General features: G+C 65.9%; 13 protein-coding genes. 5 read left to right on the forward strand and 8 right to left on the reverse strand.

What is annotated here, in order from left to right; all coding sequences use genetic code 11:
- Positions 1 to 899 precede the first annotated feature (899 nt).
- The 3 genes from ACFFR3_RS35120 to ACFFR3_RS35130 form a co-directional block, all read right to left on the reverse strand.
- On the reverse strand, positions 900 to 3,011 hold the full coding sequence (locus tag ACFFR3_RS35120) for a hypothetical protein (protein WP_379484548.1): 2,112 nt from the start codon (positions 3,009 to 3,011) through the stop codon (positions 900 to 902).
- A gap of 492 nt (positions 3,012 to 3,503) precedes the next feature.
- On the reverse strand, positions 3,504 to 4,598 hold the full coding sequence (locus tag ACFFR3_RS35125) for an IS630 family transposase (RefSeq protein ID WP_379484549.1): 1,095 nt from the start codon (positions 4,596 to 4,598) through the stop codon (positions 3,504 to 3,506).
- Positions 4,599 to 4,699: 101 nt separating this feature from the next.
- On the reverse strand, positions 4,700 to 5,014 hold the full coding sequence (locus tag ACFFR3_RS35130; protein WP_345394076.1) for a hypothetical protein: 315 nt from the start codon (positions 5,012 to 5,014) through the stop codon (positions 4,700 to 4,702).
- 48 nt (positions 5,015 to 5,062) lie between these two features.
- Between ACFFR3_RS35130 and ACFFR3_RS35135 the strand changes: the two genes are divergently transcribed.
- Complete coding sequence (locus ACFFR3_RS35135; protein ID WP_379484550.1) at positions 5,063 to 6,100, forward strand: nucleotide kinase domain-containing protein; 1,038 nt, start codon at positions 5,063 to 5,065, stop codon at positions 6,098 to 6,100.
- Positions 6,101 to 6,115: 15 nt separating this feature from the next.
- Here the strand turns inward: ACFFR3_RS35135 and ACFFR3_RS35140 are convergent, their stop codons facing one another.
- The 4 genes from ACFFR3_RS35140 to ACFFR3_RS35155 form a co-directional block, all read right to left on the reverse strand.
- Positions 6,116 to 6,913 (reverse strand): thymidylate synthase family protein, encoded by a 798-nt coding sequence (locus tag ACFFR3_RS35140; RefSeq protein ID WP_345394072.1) that lies wholly within the window; start codon positions 6,911 to 6,913, stop codon positions 6,116 to 6,118.
- Positions 6,914 to 6,974: 61 nt separating this feature from the next.
- On the reverse strand, positions 6,975 to 7,883 hold the full coding sequence (locus ACFFR3_RS35145) for an ImmA/IrrE family metallo-endopeptidase (protein ID WP_379484551.1): 909 nt from the start codon (positions 7,881 to 7,883) through the stop codon (positions 6,975 to 6,977).
- Positions 7,880 to 8,305: a helix-turn-helix domain-containing protein gene (locus ACFFR3_RS35150; protein WP_345394060.1), complete on the reverse strand. Its 426-nt coding sequence runs from the start codon at positions 8,303 to 8,305 to the stop codon at positions 7,880 to 7,882. The genes ACFFR3_RS35145 and ACFFR3_RS35150 overlap by 4 nt, the downstream gene beginning before the upstream one ends.
- Entirely contained in the window at positions 8,302 to 8,544 is a 243-nt protein-coding gene (locus ACFFR3_RS35155) for a hypothetical protein (protein WP_345394057.1), read from the reverse strand. Before ACFFR3_RS35155 ends, ACFFR3_RS35150 begins: the two co-directional genes overlap by 4 nt.
- Before the next feature lie 141 nt (positions 8,545 to 8,685).
- On the opposite strand from ACFFR3_RS35155, the gene ACFFR3_RS35160 reads away from it, so the two are divergent.
- The 3 genes from ACFFR3_RS35160 (at position 8,686) to ACFFR3_RS35170 (ending at position 10,827) form a co-directional block, all read left to right on the forward strand.
- Positions 8,686 to 9,576, forward strand: a complete 891-nt coding sequence (locus tag ACFFR3_RS35160) for a nucleoside triphosphate pyrophosphohydrolase family protein (RefSeq protein WP_379484552.1) — start codon at positions 8,686 to 8,688, stop codon at positions 9,574 to 9,576.
- Positions 9,577 to 9,637: 61 nt separating this feature from the next.
- Positions 9,638 to 10,243, forward strand: coding sequence for a nucleoside/nucleotide kinase family protein (locus ACFFR3_RS35165; RefSeq protein WP_379484553.1), 606 nt, complete (start codon positions 9,638 to 9,640; stop codon positions 10,241 to 10,243).
- 110 nt (positions 10,244 to 10,353) lie between these two features.
- Entirely contained in the window at positions 10,354 to 10,827 is a 474-nt protein-coding gene (locus ACFFR3_RS35170; protein WP_379484554.1) for a hypothetical protein, read from the forward strand.
- Positions 10,828 to 11,322: 495 nt separating this feature from the next.
- On the opposite strand, the gene ACFFR3_RS35175 is transcribed toward ACFFR3_RS35170, so the two are convergent.
- Positions 11,323 to 11,508, reverse strand: coding sequence for a hypothetical protein (locus ACFFR3_RS35175; protein WP_345394045.1), 186 nt, complete (start codon positions 11,506 to 11,508; stop codon positions 11,323 to 11,325).
- A 173-nt stretch (positions 11,509 to 11,681) separates the two neighbouring features.
- On the opposite strand from ACFFR3_RS35175, the gene ACFFR3_RS35180 reads away from it, so the two are divergent.
- The gene (locus ACFFR3_RS35180) at positions 11,682 to 14,090 is read left to right on the forward strand and encodes a hypothetical protein (RefSeq protein ID WP_379484555.1); all 2,409 of its coding nucleotides are present in this window, start codon (positions 11,682 to 11,684) and stop codon (positions 14,088 to 14,090) included.
- Positions 14,091 to 14,442 lie beyond the last annotated feature (352 nt).

The raw sequence follows: 14,442 nt of genomic DNA on the forward strand, positions 1-14,442 counted from the left end.
CGCACTGCCCGTGGCGCCCCTGGAACTGGAGCGCCTGCTGAGCGCGCCGCCAGAAGGTACGCCGGCGACACGGGTCACCGGTGGTGAGGCGGCACTGGCACCGATGCTGCTGCATCGCGCCCACCGCACAGTGGGGTGTACGGGTACGCCAGTGCGACAGCCTTGCGCGCATCCCGCTGACCCCCTGCGGGGAGCAGCAGGTTCGGGGCTGGCAGGTGTGGTGTCCGGCGCGAAGCCGGAACAGGCGCCGCTCGCGGCGAGGCGCCGACCGATGCCCATGGCAAGGGCAGGACTTGACCCTCATGGGGCTCTCCTCCTTTACAGGGAGGCCTCCGCCGTCCGGTCCGGGGCAAGGAAAGGAACGGCGAAGACCTCCAAAACGGAAACACGATCGAGTCTCCCGCTCCGCTGGGTCCTTCGGCCACTCAGTCGCCTAACTCCCGCCCGAATTGTCCATACATCATCTATGTGATAAACATCACATCCGCCATGCTAGGCGGCTTTTAATGTTCATCCATTTAGCGCCACACTAAGTACATGCGCGCCGCACTGACAGTCGGTAGCTTCTGCTCACCGTAAGTAAGCGGAAGCTACTGACCGTCGGGATGGCATCCGCGACGGGGAGGCCTCCGCCGTCCGGTCCGGGGCAAGGAAAGGAACGGCGAAGACCTCCAAAACGGAATGACATGACAGTGGTAGCGCGACAGGGCCCGGACGTGATTACGTCCGGGCCCTGCGCTTGAGCGGCGAACCGCAGGTCGACGACGACGGCCTGCAGGTCGTGGTGCGGGCGGATGGTCACCACGCGGCCGGTCTTGGCGGCGGTTGCAGCGTTCGCGCAGCGGGCAGGCGGCGCACAAGCCGGTGAAGGCGGCGCGGCATTGCTGGTAGTCGCGTACTTATGCCTCCACCGAACCGTCGTCCATCGTCTGCTGACCCTCCGATTCCTCGTCATCGTCAAAGAGGGGTGGTTCAGGGTCGGCCGGCGGAATGAGGGTGATCAAGGACTCACTAAGATCTCCGATCTTGCTGCGGATCAGCCTCCAATCGGCGCGCTTACCCATGGGGTGTTCCGCCAACTTGCTGGGGAAGTCCACGATCTCGAGTTCCAACTGCCGGACGGCACTCGCTGCTCTCCCGACCATGTCCAGGATCGTGAAGCGCCGCTGCTCGTTGAGCTGCTCTCGCGAGGGCTTGCCCTTACGCAGAATGCGCGCCTTCTCGTGATCGTCTCGGCCCTCCGCCGATTTCTGTGGACTGGCCTGATCGAACAGATCACCCTCGATCAGCACCCGGTGGCTCTGCCCGGACGGGACTGGGACGCCCTTCTCGTCGACGAGCGGATAGGTGTAGTCCACGTCCACTGACCGGCCCGTGCCCGAGCCGCCCGCACTCTCGTGGCGGAAGTCGCGGATCACCTGTGCGGCTTGGAGCCGGCCATGCCTAGTGTCGATCCAGGTGGAGAGCAGGATCGGGGGTGTGGCCCGGTAGAACACCCCGTCTTCGCCGAGCTTGCTGCCGCGGTCGCGGGTCAAGATGCCGTCGGCGAGTAGCGCCGCGCCCGCCAGCACCTGCAACGTGTGCTGAGCCGGGGCATCGCCCTCATGGGCGAGCCGGAGCAGTTCCTCGACCGGCTCGAACACCGGTTGCCAGCCAGCGATGATGCCCTCAGACAAGACGCCGCCGTTGCGCCAAGCGTTACGGGCGGTGTCGGTCGTCTGGGGCTTAAACCATCGCCACGGCAGGTCCACGAGAACCCCGAGAAACCCCGCGTAGCGGTGCGTATGAACTGCGGCGATACCCTGGTCGCTACGGATGAACCGCTTGGCTTCCTTGGACACCTTGGAATCGGTCAGTGTGTAGACGATGGCCACGGCCCGCCACAACGGTTGAGCGCGACCGGTAACCAGGTCGGTCACCAGAGCGGGATCCGCCCCCGGGAAGAGATCGTTGACCTCCTCATCGTTGAGGGGTCGATCCTCCGTGAGGTGGACGAAAGCCTCTGAAACTCGGCCGGCCTGTCGCAGGTGCAGCACCGTGCGCTGCGCCGTCACGTTGTCCTTGGCCGCCTCTCGCCAGGGGTTAACGCTAATGTGCCGAGTGCTCTGCGCTGCCGTGATCGCGGCCGGGAGCTCGTTGAGGTTGCTCTCATCGCTGAACTGCGCTCCTACGATCAGCCGGACAGGTATTCGCCTGGCCTGGAACTGACGGAGCGACGGCATGGTGAGCCCGTCTCGTTCGTAGGAGAGGTTGGCCGTCTCGGCCTGCTTCAGATACGTCGCTCGACGCTTGCGCGAGGACATCGTCAACGCGGCCCGCAACTTCTGTGCGACCAGGGCCACGTTCTGTGCCGGGGCGAGCGTGCTGTCGTGATATCGGACGAGCGCCGCGCTGGCCGCTCGTGACGTGCCGTCGTACAAAGCGACGACATACAGCGACGGACTGCCGTCGGTGAAGCGGACCTCAACCAGGACAGCATCGACCGGGCTCATGACCCCGTGACCGAGGATCGAGTCGCTGTAGTTGGCGCCCGGGTCGAGGAGAGTTCCCCGGATTGTGCTTTCCACCAGGCTCTCGGCCTCGGCGACCGATCCGAACTCGACGACGAGCTGCGCCAGCAGGTGCCCGGCCTCGTCACGGACTCCCGTGATCCGTGGACCCTTGGGCGCGCCCTTGAGCAGGTCGCCCAGCCGCGGGTTGCCCAGGACGTACGACAGCGCGTCACCCTCTGCCTCGCCCTCGAGGATGAGCAGGTGAGTGCTGCCGGCATATTGCGAGTTCAGAGCATCGATGCCCCCCTCATGCGTGGCAACGCGAATGACCTTGGGAAGATCGATGAACAGCCCAACGGCAACATCGATCGCCGTGGCGGTGAGCTTGATGTTGGGGTTGGCGCGCAGCTGACGTTTGAGCGCGCTCAGATCTTTACTGTCATGCAGAGGTAACGGCCGAGGCTCGCGCTCGATCTGCATCTCAGTGCCGTCTTCGGTGACGACGGTTCTGGGAGACATGGCAGGACACCCTTGCCTGCTCAATACCGTCCGTTGTCGTTGCGGACCGGCTACCCCGGCAACACCGGGGACATGGGCATACGGCCCACGCGAAACCTGCGATGTGTGCCAGCCGGGCGAGTCCGGTCATGTAGGAAGGTCGCGGATTCCACTCGCTTGTCCCAGGACCGCTGCTGGTAGCCGTTGTGCTATCGGAAAGCACTAGCGCCCGTCGCAAACACCTCGTCGTTCTGAGGCCGATCGTACGCCCTGCAGAGGGCCGCCGCTGGGCAAAGTGCCTTCGGAGCGCCGAGGACAGGACAGGCCATCATGATGGCGATGGATTCACCGCCTCAGAACGCGGTTCGCAAGCGCGCATGAGAACACCGCCGGGATCGACCTGCTGGACCAGGTCGTGCCGCCACCACCGAGGGCACGGTCACCAAAGCGCTGATCGACCAGGGTTCAAGAACACCGTCGCAGGCGTTGAGCCGGTTGCGGCACCCGACTCGACTAGTGAGCCGGTTTTGAGATTCGGTCGCAGTAGCGGCAGATGCGGTCGAGGATCTGGTCTGCGGTCTTGGTCCATTGGAACGGTTTGGCGTTGTCGTTCCAGGTCTTGATCCATTGCTCCAGTGCGGTCTTGAGAGCGTCCAAGGAGCAGAAGTTGCCGCGCTCCAGGCAGCGCCGCTCCAACTCGGCGAACCAGCGTTCGACCTGGTTGATCCAGGAGGAGTAGGTCGGGGTGAAGTGCAGGGTGAAGCGTGGGTGGGCCAGTAGCCAGGCGTGCACCACAGGCGCCTTGTGAGTGGACAGGTTGTCGCAGATGAGGTGGACCGCCAGGCCGGGTTCGACCTGGCGGTCGATCTCGTCCAGGAAGTCGCGGAAGTCGACGGCGCGATGGCGGGCCGACAGCTTGCCGATCACCTTGCCGGTGGCGGTGTTGAGCGCGGCGAACAGATCGACGATGCCGTGCCGGATGTAGTCGAAGCTGCGCCGCTCGGGCACGCCGGGCAGCATCGGCAGCACCGGCGCGCTCCGCTGCAACGCTTGGATCTGCGGTTTCTCATCCACTGCGAACACCGCGGCATGGGCCGGCGGGGCCAGATACAGCCCGACCACGTCCCGGATCTTGTCGATCAGCAGCGGGTCGGTGGAGATCTTGAAGGTCTCCACACGCCAGGGCTGCAGCCCGAACGCCCGCCAGATGTTGCCCACGCTGGTCGGCGAGATGCCTACCTTGCGGGCCAGTTCCCGCGTGGACCAGTGCGTGGACCCTTCAGGCACCTCCTCCAGAGTGCGCACCACCACCTCCTCAACCTGGGCGTCGGTGATGGTGCGCGCCACACCCGGCCGTGGTTCGTCGCTCAGCCCGTCCAGCCGGCGCGCCAGGAAGCGACTGCGCCAGCGGGCCACGGTCTTACGATCCAGCCGCAACCGGGCCGCCACCGCGACATTGCCGCCACGACCGTCCCCCTCGGCGCAGGCCAGCACGATCCGCGCCCGCATCGCCAGATCCTGAGCGGTCGAGCGCCGCCGGGCCCAGCCCACCAGCGTCCGCCGCTCCTCCTGAGATAACACCAGCGGTGGAAGTCTGCTGTCCGCCATCCCTCCAGCAGACCTCGCCGGCCGGCCAGCGTCACCACCACTCTCCAAATCAGGGACGAAACACACCTCATGAGGTGACCTTCATCCTCATAATCAGCTCACTAGCCCGTAGCGGGATCCCGATCGGCCCTCCGGCGCGGCCCTGGATGCCGTACCTGCGGCCAGTCTGCTGACGTGGCGGCATCCGGCATCTCGTCCAGGGCCTCTGCGGGCATGTGGCGATACGCACGGATCAAGGTGGCGACCCCTTCGGGAGAGACCTCGGCGTTGGCCACCAAGGCCGCGAGCACCTGGGAACGACTCACGTTCTCGCCAGCTGCAAGTCCGGCGGCAACAAGCCGCTCCAAACGATCATCGATGGATTGAGGCCAAGAGATCAAGGTGTTGCGGCGTTGGGTACGCCACAGCAGTTTCATCCATGTCCTTCTCTAGATCGATACCTATACTCAATATATATTCGGTACATGGCATCGACGCTGCAAGCCCCACCCCCGTCTCGGTCGGAGGGCTGCGCCCCGCCCCCTGTGGTCGAGATCGCGGGACGAACGCTGCGGCCCACGCCGGTCTTCGATACCTACTGGCGCTTCGCCGCCGCCAGGCAACAGGTGTATCTCGCACGGTTGGGACAGGCGCCGCCCGCACGCCATGATCCCGTCTTGGCTCAGCACCGCTTCACCAATTGCTTCCGTGCCGCGGACCGGGTCAGCCAGTACCTGATCGGCCAGGTGTCCTATCGGGGAGATCAAGAGTGGCGGGAGGTGTTCTTTCGTACGATGCTGTTCAAGGTCTTCAACAAGGTCACGACCTGGCAACTGCTCCAAGAGCACCTTGGCGAGCTGACCTGGCACGAATACGACTTCAGGGCATGGGACAGAATCTTGTCAGAGTCGTTCTCGACAGGAGAGCGGCTGTACTCTGCGGCCTACATCACTCCTCCACCGGCGCTGGGTGAGGAGCGCAAGCACAGCAACCACCTGCGGCTCATCGAGATGATGATGACGCGCAGCGCGCCGGCCCGCGTACAGGAGGCCGCTTCCATGCGCGAGGCCTATGAGGTGTTGCTGGGCTTCCCGGCTCTCGGTCCGTTCCTGGCCTACCAGTACCTGATCGATCTGAACTACTCAGCCCAGCTGTCCTTCTCCGAGATGGACTTCGTTGTTCCCGGACCCGGGGCCCGCGACGGTATCCGCAAGTGTTTCGGGTCTGCAGCCGATGGCATCGAGTCCGACGTGATCCGCTATATGGCCGACACGCAGCAGGAACACTTCGGCCGTCTGGGGCTTCGCTTCGCCGGGCTGTGGGGCCGCCCGCTGCAGTTGATCGATTGCCAGAACATGTTCTGCGAGGTCGACAAGTACGCCCGGGTGGCGCATCCCGATATCGCCGGGATCAGCGGACGCAGCCGTATCAAACAGCTGTATCGGCCAGATCCAGCCCCGCTGACCGCGTGGTTCCCGCCCAAGTGGGGGGTCAACACGGCGGCAGAACCCAGCCTGGCATGAGACCACCGGTCCTCATCAAACGGGGATCTGCATCTGGTGCTGGATCACCGGGCGGATGACGGTGAGATGTCTCTCGATCTGGGCGTGCCCGGCGATGACCGTTAGGCTGCCCGGGCGTACCTGTGCCTGCTGGGCCAGGTAGGCCAGCAGGCGTCCGAGGCCCAGGTAGTTTCCGTAGGCGCGGTCCACCATGTAGTGGCTGCGGTAGTGCGCCACCGCGTGTAGGGTCTGGCCCCGTTCGAGCTGGAAGGAGCAGTGGCTCAGGCACGGGAAGCCGCGGTAGCTGTTGTCCGTACCCGCTACGTGCACGGGCGTCGACCAGGTCTGCGCCTCGGACTGGAGGTCGTCGGGGTGGGCGATGTCCATCTCGTAGGCGGCGCTCATCGGCCCGGGCAGCGCGGCCTGGACACGAATGCGGGTGACGATGGTGGTCAGCTGGTCGACCTGGCCCCGCTCACCGGGGTAAGCGACGATGCGGCCGAAGTAGGTGCCGCCCTTGTTCTTCCCATCCAGGCGCTTGAGCCGCGGGTACATGTCCCGGTAGCGGCGCGTGAGCTCGGCGGAGGAGGAGCAGGTGGCCGCCAGCCGGGCGGGGAAGATGGTGTTGGCGACGGTCTCGATCGGGTCGTACCCATACTCCTCGCGCACCTGATCGAAGTGAGCGCGCACCTGGGGATCCTCGGCGGCGGCGTCAGCAATGCGGACCACGGTGTGAAATCCGTCCCGGCGCTGGTTGGTGGCCACGTCCAGGGCCTGGCAGGCGGCGGCCCAGGCCAGGGAGGTGTTCTTCTCGGCGATGGTGAAAGTGTGCATCGCTGCTCCTGCAATCGGTGAGTCGAAGCGGTACGCGAAGAGCCTGGGGAGCGGGAGGCAGTCAGGCTGGCCAAAGCTTCTGGGCACCAGTTCGTGGGGCTTGCCGCTCGACGGTGACCTGGAGCAGGTCATCGCTATCTGGAATCCGAACGGTCACCTCGGCGGTCCCGGTGAAGGCTTCATTGACTTCTGCGGCGGCCGCGAGCGCGGCCTCTTCCGCGAACAACTGCCCCTGTCCTCTGTCCGCGGAGAGCAGACCTTCAGGCAGGGGGCCGAAACGGGCACCAGGGCTGCGCAGCGTGATCAGATCTCCTGCGTCGACTCGGATGGTGGCCTCGTGCGCGCCCGGGCCGATCACGTGGACGTGTGCTATGCCGGTGACCGCCCCGTCGGCCAGCATGGCCTTGAGCGTGGCGGGTTTAGCCTTCAACCACAGGGTCTTCCGCTCACGGGTTAGCATGCGCAGCCGGTAGAGGTGATGCACTGTGCCCGCATAGGAGGTTCCCAGCCAGCGGGCCACCTGATAGGCGTGCACAGGCAACTGAGGGCGGGGTACGCCGATCCGGTCGAGCGCTGCTCGCACGGACGGCGGGGGCATGAGGAACCACGCCGCGAACGCTTCGGCGATCTTCTCTTCGTCGGGCCACGTGCCGTCTCCCCAGCGGGTGGCACGGTCCAGTTCCTGGTCGTATGCGGAGCGGTGCCCCAGCCGGTGGTGGCCCAGCTCATGCGCTGCCGTGTGACGTTGAGCGATGATGTCCAGGTTCTCGTTGAGCAGGACCGCGGGCCCATTGTCCTGGGGCGAGACGTACACCCCGAACAGGCGCGCCATGGGCCGTGCCATGCCGATCACGCCGGCCCGGCGGAGCGCGGCGTACACGTCGACGTACTGGAGGCGGTCAACGCCCAGATCGCGGTGTGCCTGGACAGCAGCCATCGAGGCGACCCGGTGGGCGACGTCCCAGTTCACTCCGCCCGCCCTGAGGGCACCGCGTCCTCGTCGTCGTGCTCATGCTCTGCTTCCTGCTCCTGGGCGCGCCGGTACTTTAGATACTCAGCGAAGCTGAGGACCTCCTCCCAGTCACCGTCGGTCAGACCGACCAGGGCGCGCGGGAGCCCGGCCAGGGCGTGCTCGCCGAGATCAGCGTCCTCCTCCTTGGCCAGGAAGTAGGACACCGGGCGGGTGTAGAGGCGGGCGAGCTTCTTCAGCTCCAGGCTATCCACGCGCCGGGCAGCACGCTCGATGTCGCTGATGGCAGAGCGCGGGATCCCGGTCATGTCGCTCACGTACTGCTGGGACATGCCCAGATAGTCGCGGGTGTGACGCAAACGTTCCGCGAGCAGTTCCCCCTCGGGGTCGCGGCCGCGGGAATCGGGAGAAGCAGGGGTCATGATGGGTGTGTCTCCTTGATGGCCTTGAGAACAGTGCCGGCGAATGTGTACACCGACCGGGTGGAGCGGGCAGCCTCTGCGTCGGCACGGATGGCGATGCCGTAGCGTGCCTCGACCCGGGTCAAGATCTCCACGACCAGGATCGAGTCGACGGGCAACTCCTGACCGGCTGATTCCAGTTCCATGCGCAGTTCGCCGGGATCGCGGTCCTGAAGAAGCGCCAGGAACTCCACGACCACGGCAACGATGTCCTCCAGGGACGGCTCGATCGTGTTCAGGAGACTCTCCCGTTCGTCGGATTTTCCGGCAGCACTGTTCTAGCATACGACAGGCCGTCGGCTAAGCCGACCGCTATGCCGGACCATCCGACAGGAGGATTCATGGATTTCGCCCGCTATCAACAAGCAGCGATCAAAACGCTCCAGCCCGCAACTCCCGACACCGACCCTGTGCTCGTTCCCCTTCTCGGCCTGGTCGGCGAGGTCGGATCTCTGGCCACCGCCTACAAGAAGCACCTGCGCGACGGGCCCGGGCTGATCTCCGGCAAGCAGTATCTGCGCGAAGAACTCGGGGACGTCCTGTGGTATGTCGCCGCTCTCGCGCACCGCTTCGACCTCGACCTAGAAGACGTCGCCGCCGCCAGCCTCGTCAAAATCAAGGACCGGTGGCTCCCCACCCCGAAGACCGACCGCACCCTCTTCGACGACACCTTCCCCGAGCGCGAGCAACTGCCGCGCCAGGCCACCCTGACCTTCGCACTGCGGCGCGAAGATCAGGGCCGCATCGTCGCCTTGCTGGCCCGCAACGGCATCTCCTGTGGAGACCCCCTTACCAACGCCTCCTACATCGACGACGACTACCGCTTCCACGACGTCTTCCACCTGGCCCACGCCGCTGTCTTGGGCTGGTCCCCCGTCACGCGCTTCCTGCTCGGCTGCAAGCGCAAGAGCAACCCCGTGATCGACGAGGCCGAGGACGGCGGCCGCGCCATCGCCATCGAAGAGGGCATCTCCGCGCTCGTGTTCTCCTACGCCGCCCGGCATGGCTATCTCGAGAACGTGCACCACATCGACCACGAACTGCTCAAGACCATCGCCGCCATGACGTCCCACCTTGAGGTGAGTGTCCTGCGTGCCGCAGACTGGGAACAGGCGATTCTGACCGGGTACGCGGCCTGGCGGCAGCTCCGCGAGAACGGGGGAGGCATTCTTCACCTGGATCTTGACCAGCAGACGCTCATCTTCGAGACATCCGGTCAGGGCACCGTGTGATCGGCTCCCCTGGAGCCGCATCGTTCGGTCCTGTCGGGCAAGACCTAGTGGAAGGTGCACAGTGGCAGACCGGAAACTGCACCTGCGGCCCGGCTCGCTGGTGGTGTTAGAGGGGCTGGACCGCGCCGGAAAAACTACGCAACAGCAGAAACTTGCCAACCTTGACTGGGCTACCCCCGCCCCCTTGTTCACCCACATGCCCTCCGGCCTGACAGGTGTCACGGAACAAATCTACGCCCTGACGGAAACCACCGAGATCACATCAGCCCTAGCGCGTCAATTCCTTCACCTCGCCTGTCACGCGGAGAACATTACTGCGCTTTCTGAGGCCCGCCGGGAACGCGGCATCGTACTTGACAGATGGTGGTGGTCTACCGTGGCCTATGGCTGGTACGGTGCCAACCTCCGCGACCTCGGCGTGGACGAGCAGGCGTTCTTCGGGCTGATCAAATCTGTTTGGGTAGATCTGCCGGCGGACTTGATATTTTTGTTCGCCTCTCCTTTTGAAGATGATGAGAAAAATCATGATCAGGTTCTTCGCGGCTACGCGGAACTTGCTCGCCGGCATGATTCCATGACGATCGAAGTACCTGTAAATGATGAACAGGCCACGAGCGCGTTCCTCATCGAACAATTGATCTCGAGGAGGCTCGTGAACCGCGATTGAGCTGGCTGCCATCTGACGTGCTCCACATGACCACAAGCTCGGCGAGCAATGATAGAAACCTACATCGGAGCTATCAGGTCCCGGACCACGAATCACGACCGAGGAGCCCCATGAACCCATGGGATATCAAGAAGGGCGTCGCCTGGGGACCGCGCGCCATCGATCGAGCTTGGTTTGGGCGGGGGGTCCTGGATGGCCTCGTGGAGGAGCCACAGAGGCATTACCACGCTAACAGTGGCCGCCGGATCCCGGCAGCTCTGGGCTGTGTTCCATGGTTCGACAACGCTACCATCGGGCAACTGCTGGCCGACATGCAGTGCTGCATCATCGTGGATAAGCCCGCCCCTGACGAGCCCTTCAGCGAGACGGTGCAGAAGCTACAGGCGGAGGGAGATGGACTGCCGACCAACGCGCTCAGTGCACTGGCGGATCTCATGCCCTTAACCGACGGTCGCCGCGCTATTGTCGGCCCATCTGACAAGATGAGCGTGATGGTTGGCCCGGTACGACTTGCTGGCTATGGAGGACACCGAAGGCAGGGCCCGCTGCTTCACGCGAAGATGATCGTGTTGGGATTCCTTTGAGACAGCGATGAATTCTTCATGGGCGATGTCTTCGTGCCTGAGTCAGTGTGGCTCGGCAGCGCTAACTGGACCAATGCCTCCTCCAGCGGCCATTTAGAGTTTGGTACCTTCTCCACGGATCGCGCCCTAGTTCGTGGAGCATACGACTTTCTGGCGGACTTGTTATCTGTCAGTGAGCCCTTCGATTCTAAGGCACGTCGGCCAACTCCCGATATGGCGCCGGCTGAGTACGACGACGAGGCGTTCGGGAATGCTGCGCGCGCCATGTGGGGCACCTGTCAGAGGAGCCTGACTAACCAGCCGCGACGACTTCCCGCTGCAGATCGCGGGTCTCGCGGCGGGGAAGATTTCGGTCGGCGGAGCGGCGGCATGCCAGCGGCTAACCGGCTGAAAGGCCAAAACGCAGACCCGTTGACCTTAGCGGACGACCAGTGACATGCCAGGGGCCGCAAGGGCAGGCCTGCGTGTGCTGGGCTTCATATCGCTCTGGGCGAATCAGCGGTGGGTAATCCACCAGACAATCGCCGAGACCGTGGTGGTGCCCATCGCGTACCCCAGCCCGCGCACGGCGGCGAACAGGGCAAGGCGGGCCAGGTGCCGAAGACGGCGGCGGGAGGAGGGACTCCAGCGGGCGGAGCTGCCGGAGTCGGCGGGCGCTGTGCGGCGTGCGGGAACGGTCATTAGGACCCTCCAACGGGACGTGGGTGATGACCTGAAGCATTCCGGCCGCCGCCGTTCGGTTCCAAGCCAGAACTCCGAAAGGATCGGCCCCGTAGTTCCCAGACCAGGTCGCGCCGGGCACCGTCATCATGGAAGGTGAAGGAAACCGAACGGCGGCGAAGGGTCCCGAAGGGATGAACGCAATCGATCCCACACTGATCGGCACCCGCCAGGAGCTGACAAGCCAGCTGAACGCGCTGTTCGACCGGGGCGGCTGGAGTGTGCAGCGCCTAGCCGAGCAGGCGGGGCTGAGCACGGCCACCGTGCACGGCATCCTGCGCCGCGGCGTGCTACCCCAGCCCGGCACCCTGACGGAACTGGTGAAGGCCTGCGATCAAGACCCCACCCCCTGGCTAGAGGCGCGCGGCCGGGCGGCCCGTACTGACCGCACCGCCGCCGGGCAGCCCGCGGCCGGTCCAGGCGGGCTGATCCGGCTAACGCAGATCGATCCGCGCCGGCTGGGCGTGCACGCCCCGATCGATGCTCCCGGCGCCGTCGGCGACCTGCCGTCCTACGTCGACCGCGACGCCGACGAGGGCCCGCGCGGAGTGCGGGCCGTGATCGGCCGGGCCGCGCAGCGGGGCGGGCTGGTCGTGCTGGTGGGCGGCTCCTGCGTGGGCAAGACCCGCTGCGCCTATGAGGGGCTGCTGGCGGTGGTGCCGGACCGGTGGCTGCTACACCCCGCCGATACCGCTCAAATCCGGCGGGCCGCCGAGACCGGACCTGAGCACCTGGTGGTGTGGCTGGATGAGCTGCACTGCTATCTGGACGACTCCGACCCGCTGACCGCCGCTACCGTCCGTACCCTGCTGGACCGGGCAGCCATCGTGATCGGCACGATGTGGCCCCCTGACTACCACACCTACCTGCGGCTGCCCGGCTCGCCGCAGCCCGCCGCGGGGACGGGCGCCCGGGACGTGATGCGCCTGGCCGAGGTGGTGCATCTGGATGGCGCATTGTCGACCGCCGAGCAGGAACGCGCTCGCGCCGTAGCCGCGGCCGGCGACCGGCGTATCGCACTCGCACTGCGCGCCAGCTGCGACAACCTCTTTCAGGTGATCGCCGCTGCCCCGCAGCTGCTGGCCCGCGCACGCGGAGCCGACGCCTACGCCGCCGCAATCCTGCACGCCGCGGTCGACGCCACCCGGCTGGGCGTGCGCAGCCCGCTCAGCCCCCACCTGCTTCGCCAGGCCGCACCGGGCTATTGCGACGCACGCCAGCGCGCACAGGCCCCGGACAACTGGTTCGAGGCGGCCTTGGCTTATCTGACGGAGAAGCTCGACGGCGCGGCCGCCGTCTTGGCGCCGGCCGCGCCGCCACGCGTCATGGGTCGTCCGGCGGGCTACGTGCTGGCCGAGTATCTCCGGCAGCACCTGGGCGAGCAGCGCCGCCGCATCGTAATCCCCGCCAGCACCTGGGGCGCCCTGGCGGAGCACGTCACCAATGCCGATGACAAGATGCGCACATGCGCGGCGGCATCGGACCGGTTGCTGCATGACTACGTGCTTCGCGCCCTGCCGACCGAGCACCCCGGCGTGGTGGTCGACACGTTTGTCGCCGCGAGGCTGGCCTCCCTGCTGGAAGCGCACGACCGTGCCGACGATGCCGCAGCTTTCCTGCGCCCTTATGCAGCTGCCGAAGACGCTGTCGCGGTGCTCCTGGCTCAGTTGCTGGCTAGGCACGGGCGAGAAGCCGACCTGTACGCCCTAGCCGATGCCAACCATGCCGTCGCGCGGTGGCTGGCCGAATGGCTAACCGGACAAGGCCGAGACCATGATCTCCGCGCTCGGATCGACGCGGGTGACGCCGCTGCCGCCGCCTGGCTGGCCCGGCTCGACATCGATCGGCTCGCCCATCTCGGACGGGAGAACGAGGCCCTCGCCCTTCTACGTCCCCGGGCTGATGCTGGCGATAGCGCAGCCAGGCGTCACCTGATCTCGGTGATGGTCCAAGCCGACCGCGCCGAAGAGGCCATCGCTTTCCTGCGCGACCGGGCCGACGCCGGCGACACTGGTGCTGCCACGGAGCTGGATTATCTTCTCGCTGACCATGGCCACGAGGCCGAGCTACGCGCTCGCGCCGATGCCGGCAGCAGATCCGCTGGCCTTGCCCTGGCTCGGCGGCTGACCGCACAGGGCCAGGAGGACGACGCTCTTGCGGTTCTGCGTCCTCTCGCTGACGCGGATGGGTACGGCCCAGCGATGGTGCTCGCCGAGTTGCTGGCCAAGTGCGGCTACGAGACGGAACTCCGCTTGCGCGGCGATCCGCCCGCCTTCATGTACCTGGCTAAACTCCTACGTGAGCAGGGGCGGGCGGACGAATTGCGGGCGGGCGCCGACGCTGGCGATTCTCATTGCGCCCGTGAACTGGTCGGCTTGCTCGCTGACCAGGGGCAAGTCAAAGAACTGCGCGCCCGTGTGGACTGGGGTGACCCTCCGGCCGCCCCCCTGCTGATCGAGGGGCTGAAGCGGGCGGGCCTCGTGGAAGAGGCCGACCGGGTCCGCCGTTACGGGTTGCCACTGCCGGATGACCGGGACGCTTGATGGAGGCGATGCGGCATCCATTGTTATCTGGCGTTATTGACTTCTTCCCGCAGGTCAGAGCTTGATGATCTTGTCGGGCATGGTGCTGGCCGACTGGCTCGAGGGTGTGGGCCGCGTGCGGGAACCGACTGCACGGCTGGCCGACTTCGCATGCTCGCAGCCGCCACCGGGCACGACACCGGGCACAACGCGATGGCCCTCGTCGCCCCTCAGCTTCGCTCCGACGCCACCAGCACGTGGGCCGGCGACGTCCCGCCGACAGGCGCGCTGCCCGGCGGCCTTGGTAGACCTCATCTTCGCCGGGACGGCGCCGGATGCTGGCGGCGCCTTCACCGGCCTGGTGGTCGATGAG

The sequence above is a fragment of the Nonomuraea salmonea genome, assembly GCF_042428605.1.
Taxonomy (GTDB): domain Bacteria; phylum Actinomycetota; class Actinomycetes; order Streptosporangiales; family Streptosporangiaceae; genus Nonomuraea; species Nonomuraea salmonea.

Coding starts and splice junctions, on each gene's coding strand:
- ACFFR3_RS35120 (WP_379484548.1), bottom strand. CDS start 3,011: ATGTCTCCCAGAACCGTCGTCACCGAAGACGGCACTGAGATGCAGATC.
- ACFFR3_RS35125 (WP_379484549.1), bottom strand. CDS start 4,598: ATGGCGGACAGCAGACTTCCACCGCTGGTGTTATCTCAGGAGGAGCGG.
- ACFFR3_RS35130 (WP_345394076.1), bottom strand. CDS start 5,014: ATGAAACTGCTGTGGCGTACCCAACGCCGCAACACCTTGATCTCTTGG.
- ACFFR3_RS35135 (WP_379484550.1), top strand. CDS start 5,063: ATGGCATCGACGCTGCAAGCCCCACCCCCGTCTCGGTCGGAGGGCTGC.
- ACFFR3_RS35140 (WP_345394072.1), bottom strand. CDS start 6,913: ATGCACACTTTCACCATCGCCGAGAAGAACACCTCCCTGGCCTGGGCC.
- ACFFR3_RS35150 (WP_345394060.1), bottom strand. CDS start 8,305: ATGACCCCTGCTTCTCCCGATTCCCGCGGCCGCGACCCCGAGGGGGAA.
- ACFFR3_RS35160 (WP_379484552.1), top strand. CDS start 8,686: ATGGATTTCGCCCGCTATCAACAAGCAGCGATCAAAACGCTCCAGCCC.
- ACFFR3_RS35170 (WP_379484554.1), top strand. CDS start 10,354: ATGAACCCATGGGATATCAAGAAGGGCGTCGCCTGGGGACCGCGCGCC.
- ACFFR3_RS35175 (WP_345394045.1), bottom strand. CDS start 11,508: ATGACCGTTCCCGCACGCCGCACAGCGCCCGCCGACTCCGGCAGCTCC.
- ACFFR3_RS35180 (WP_379484555.1), top strand. CDS start 11,682: ATGAACGCAATCGATCCCACACTGATCGGCACCCGCCAGGAGCTGACA.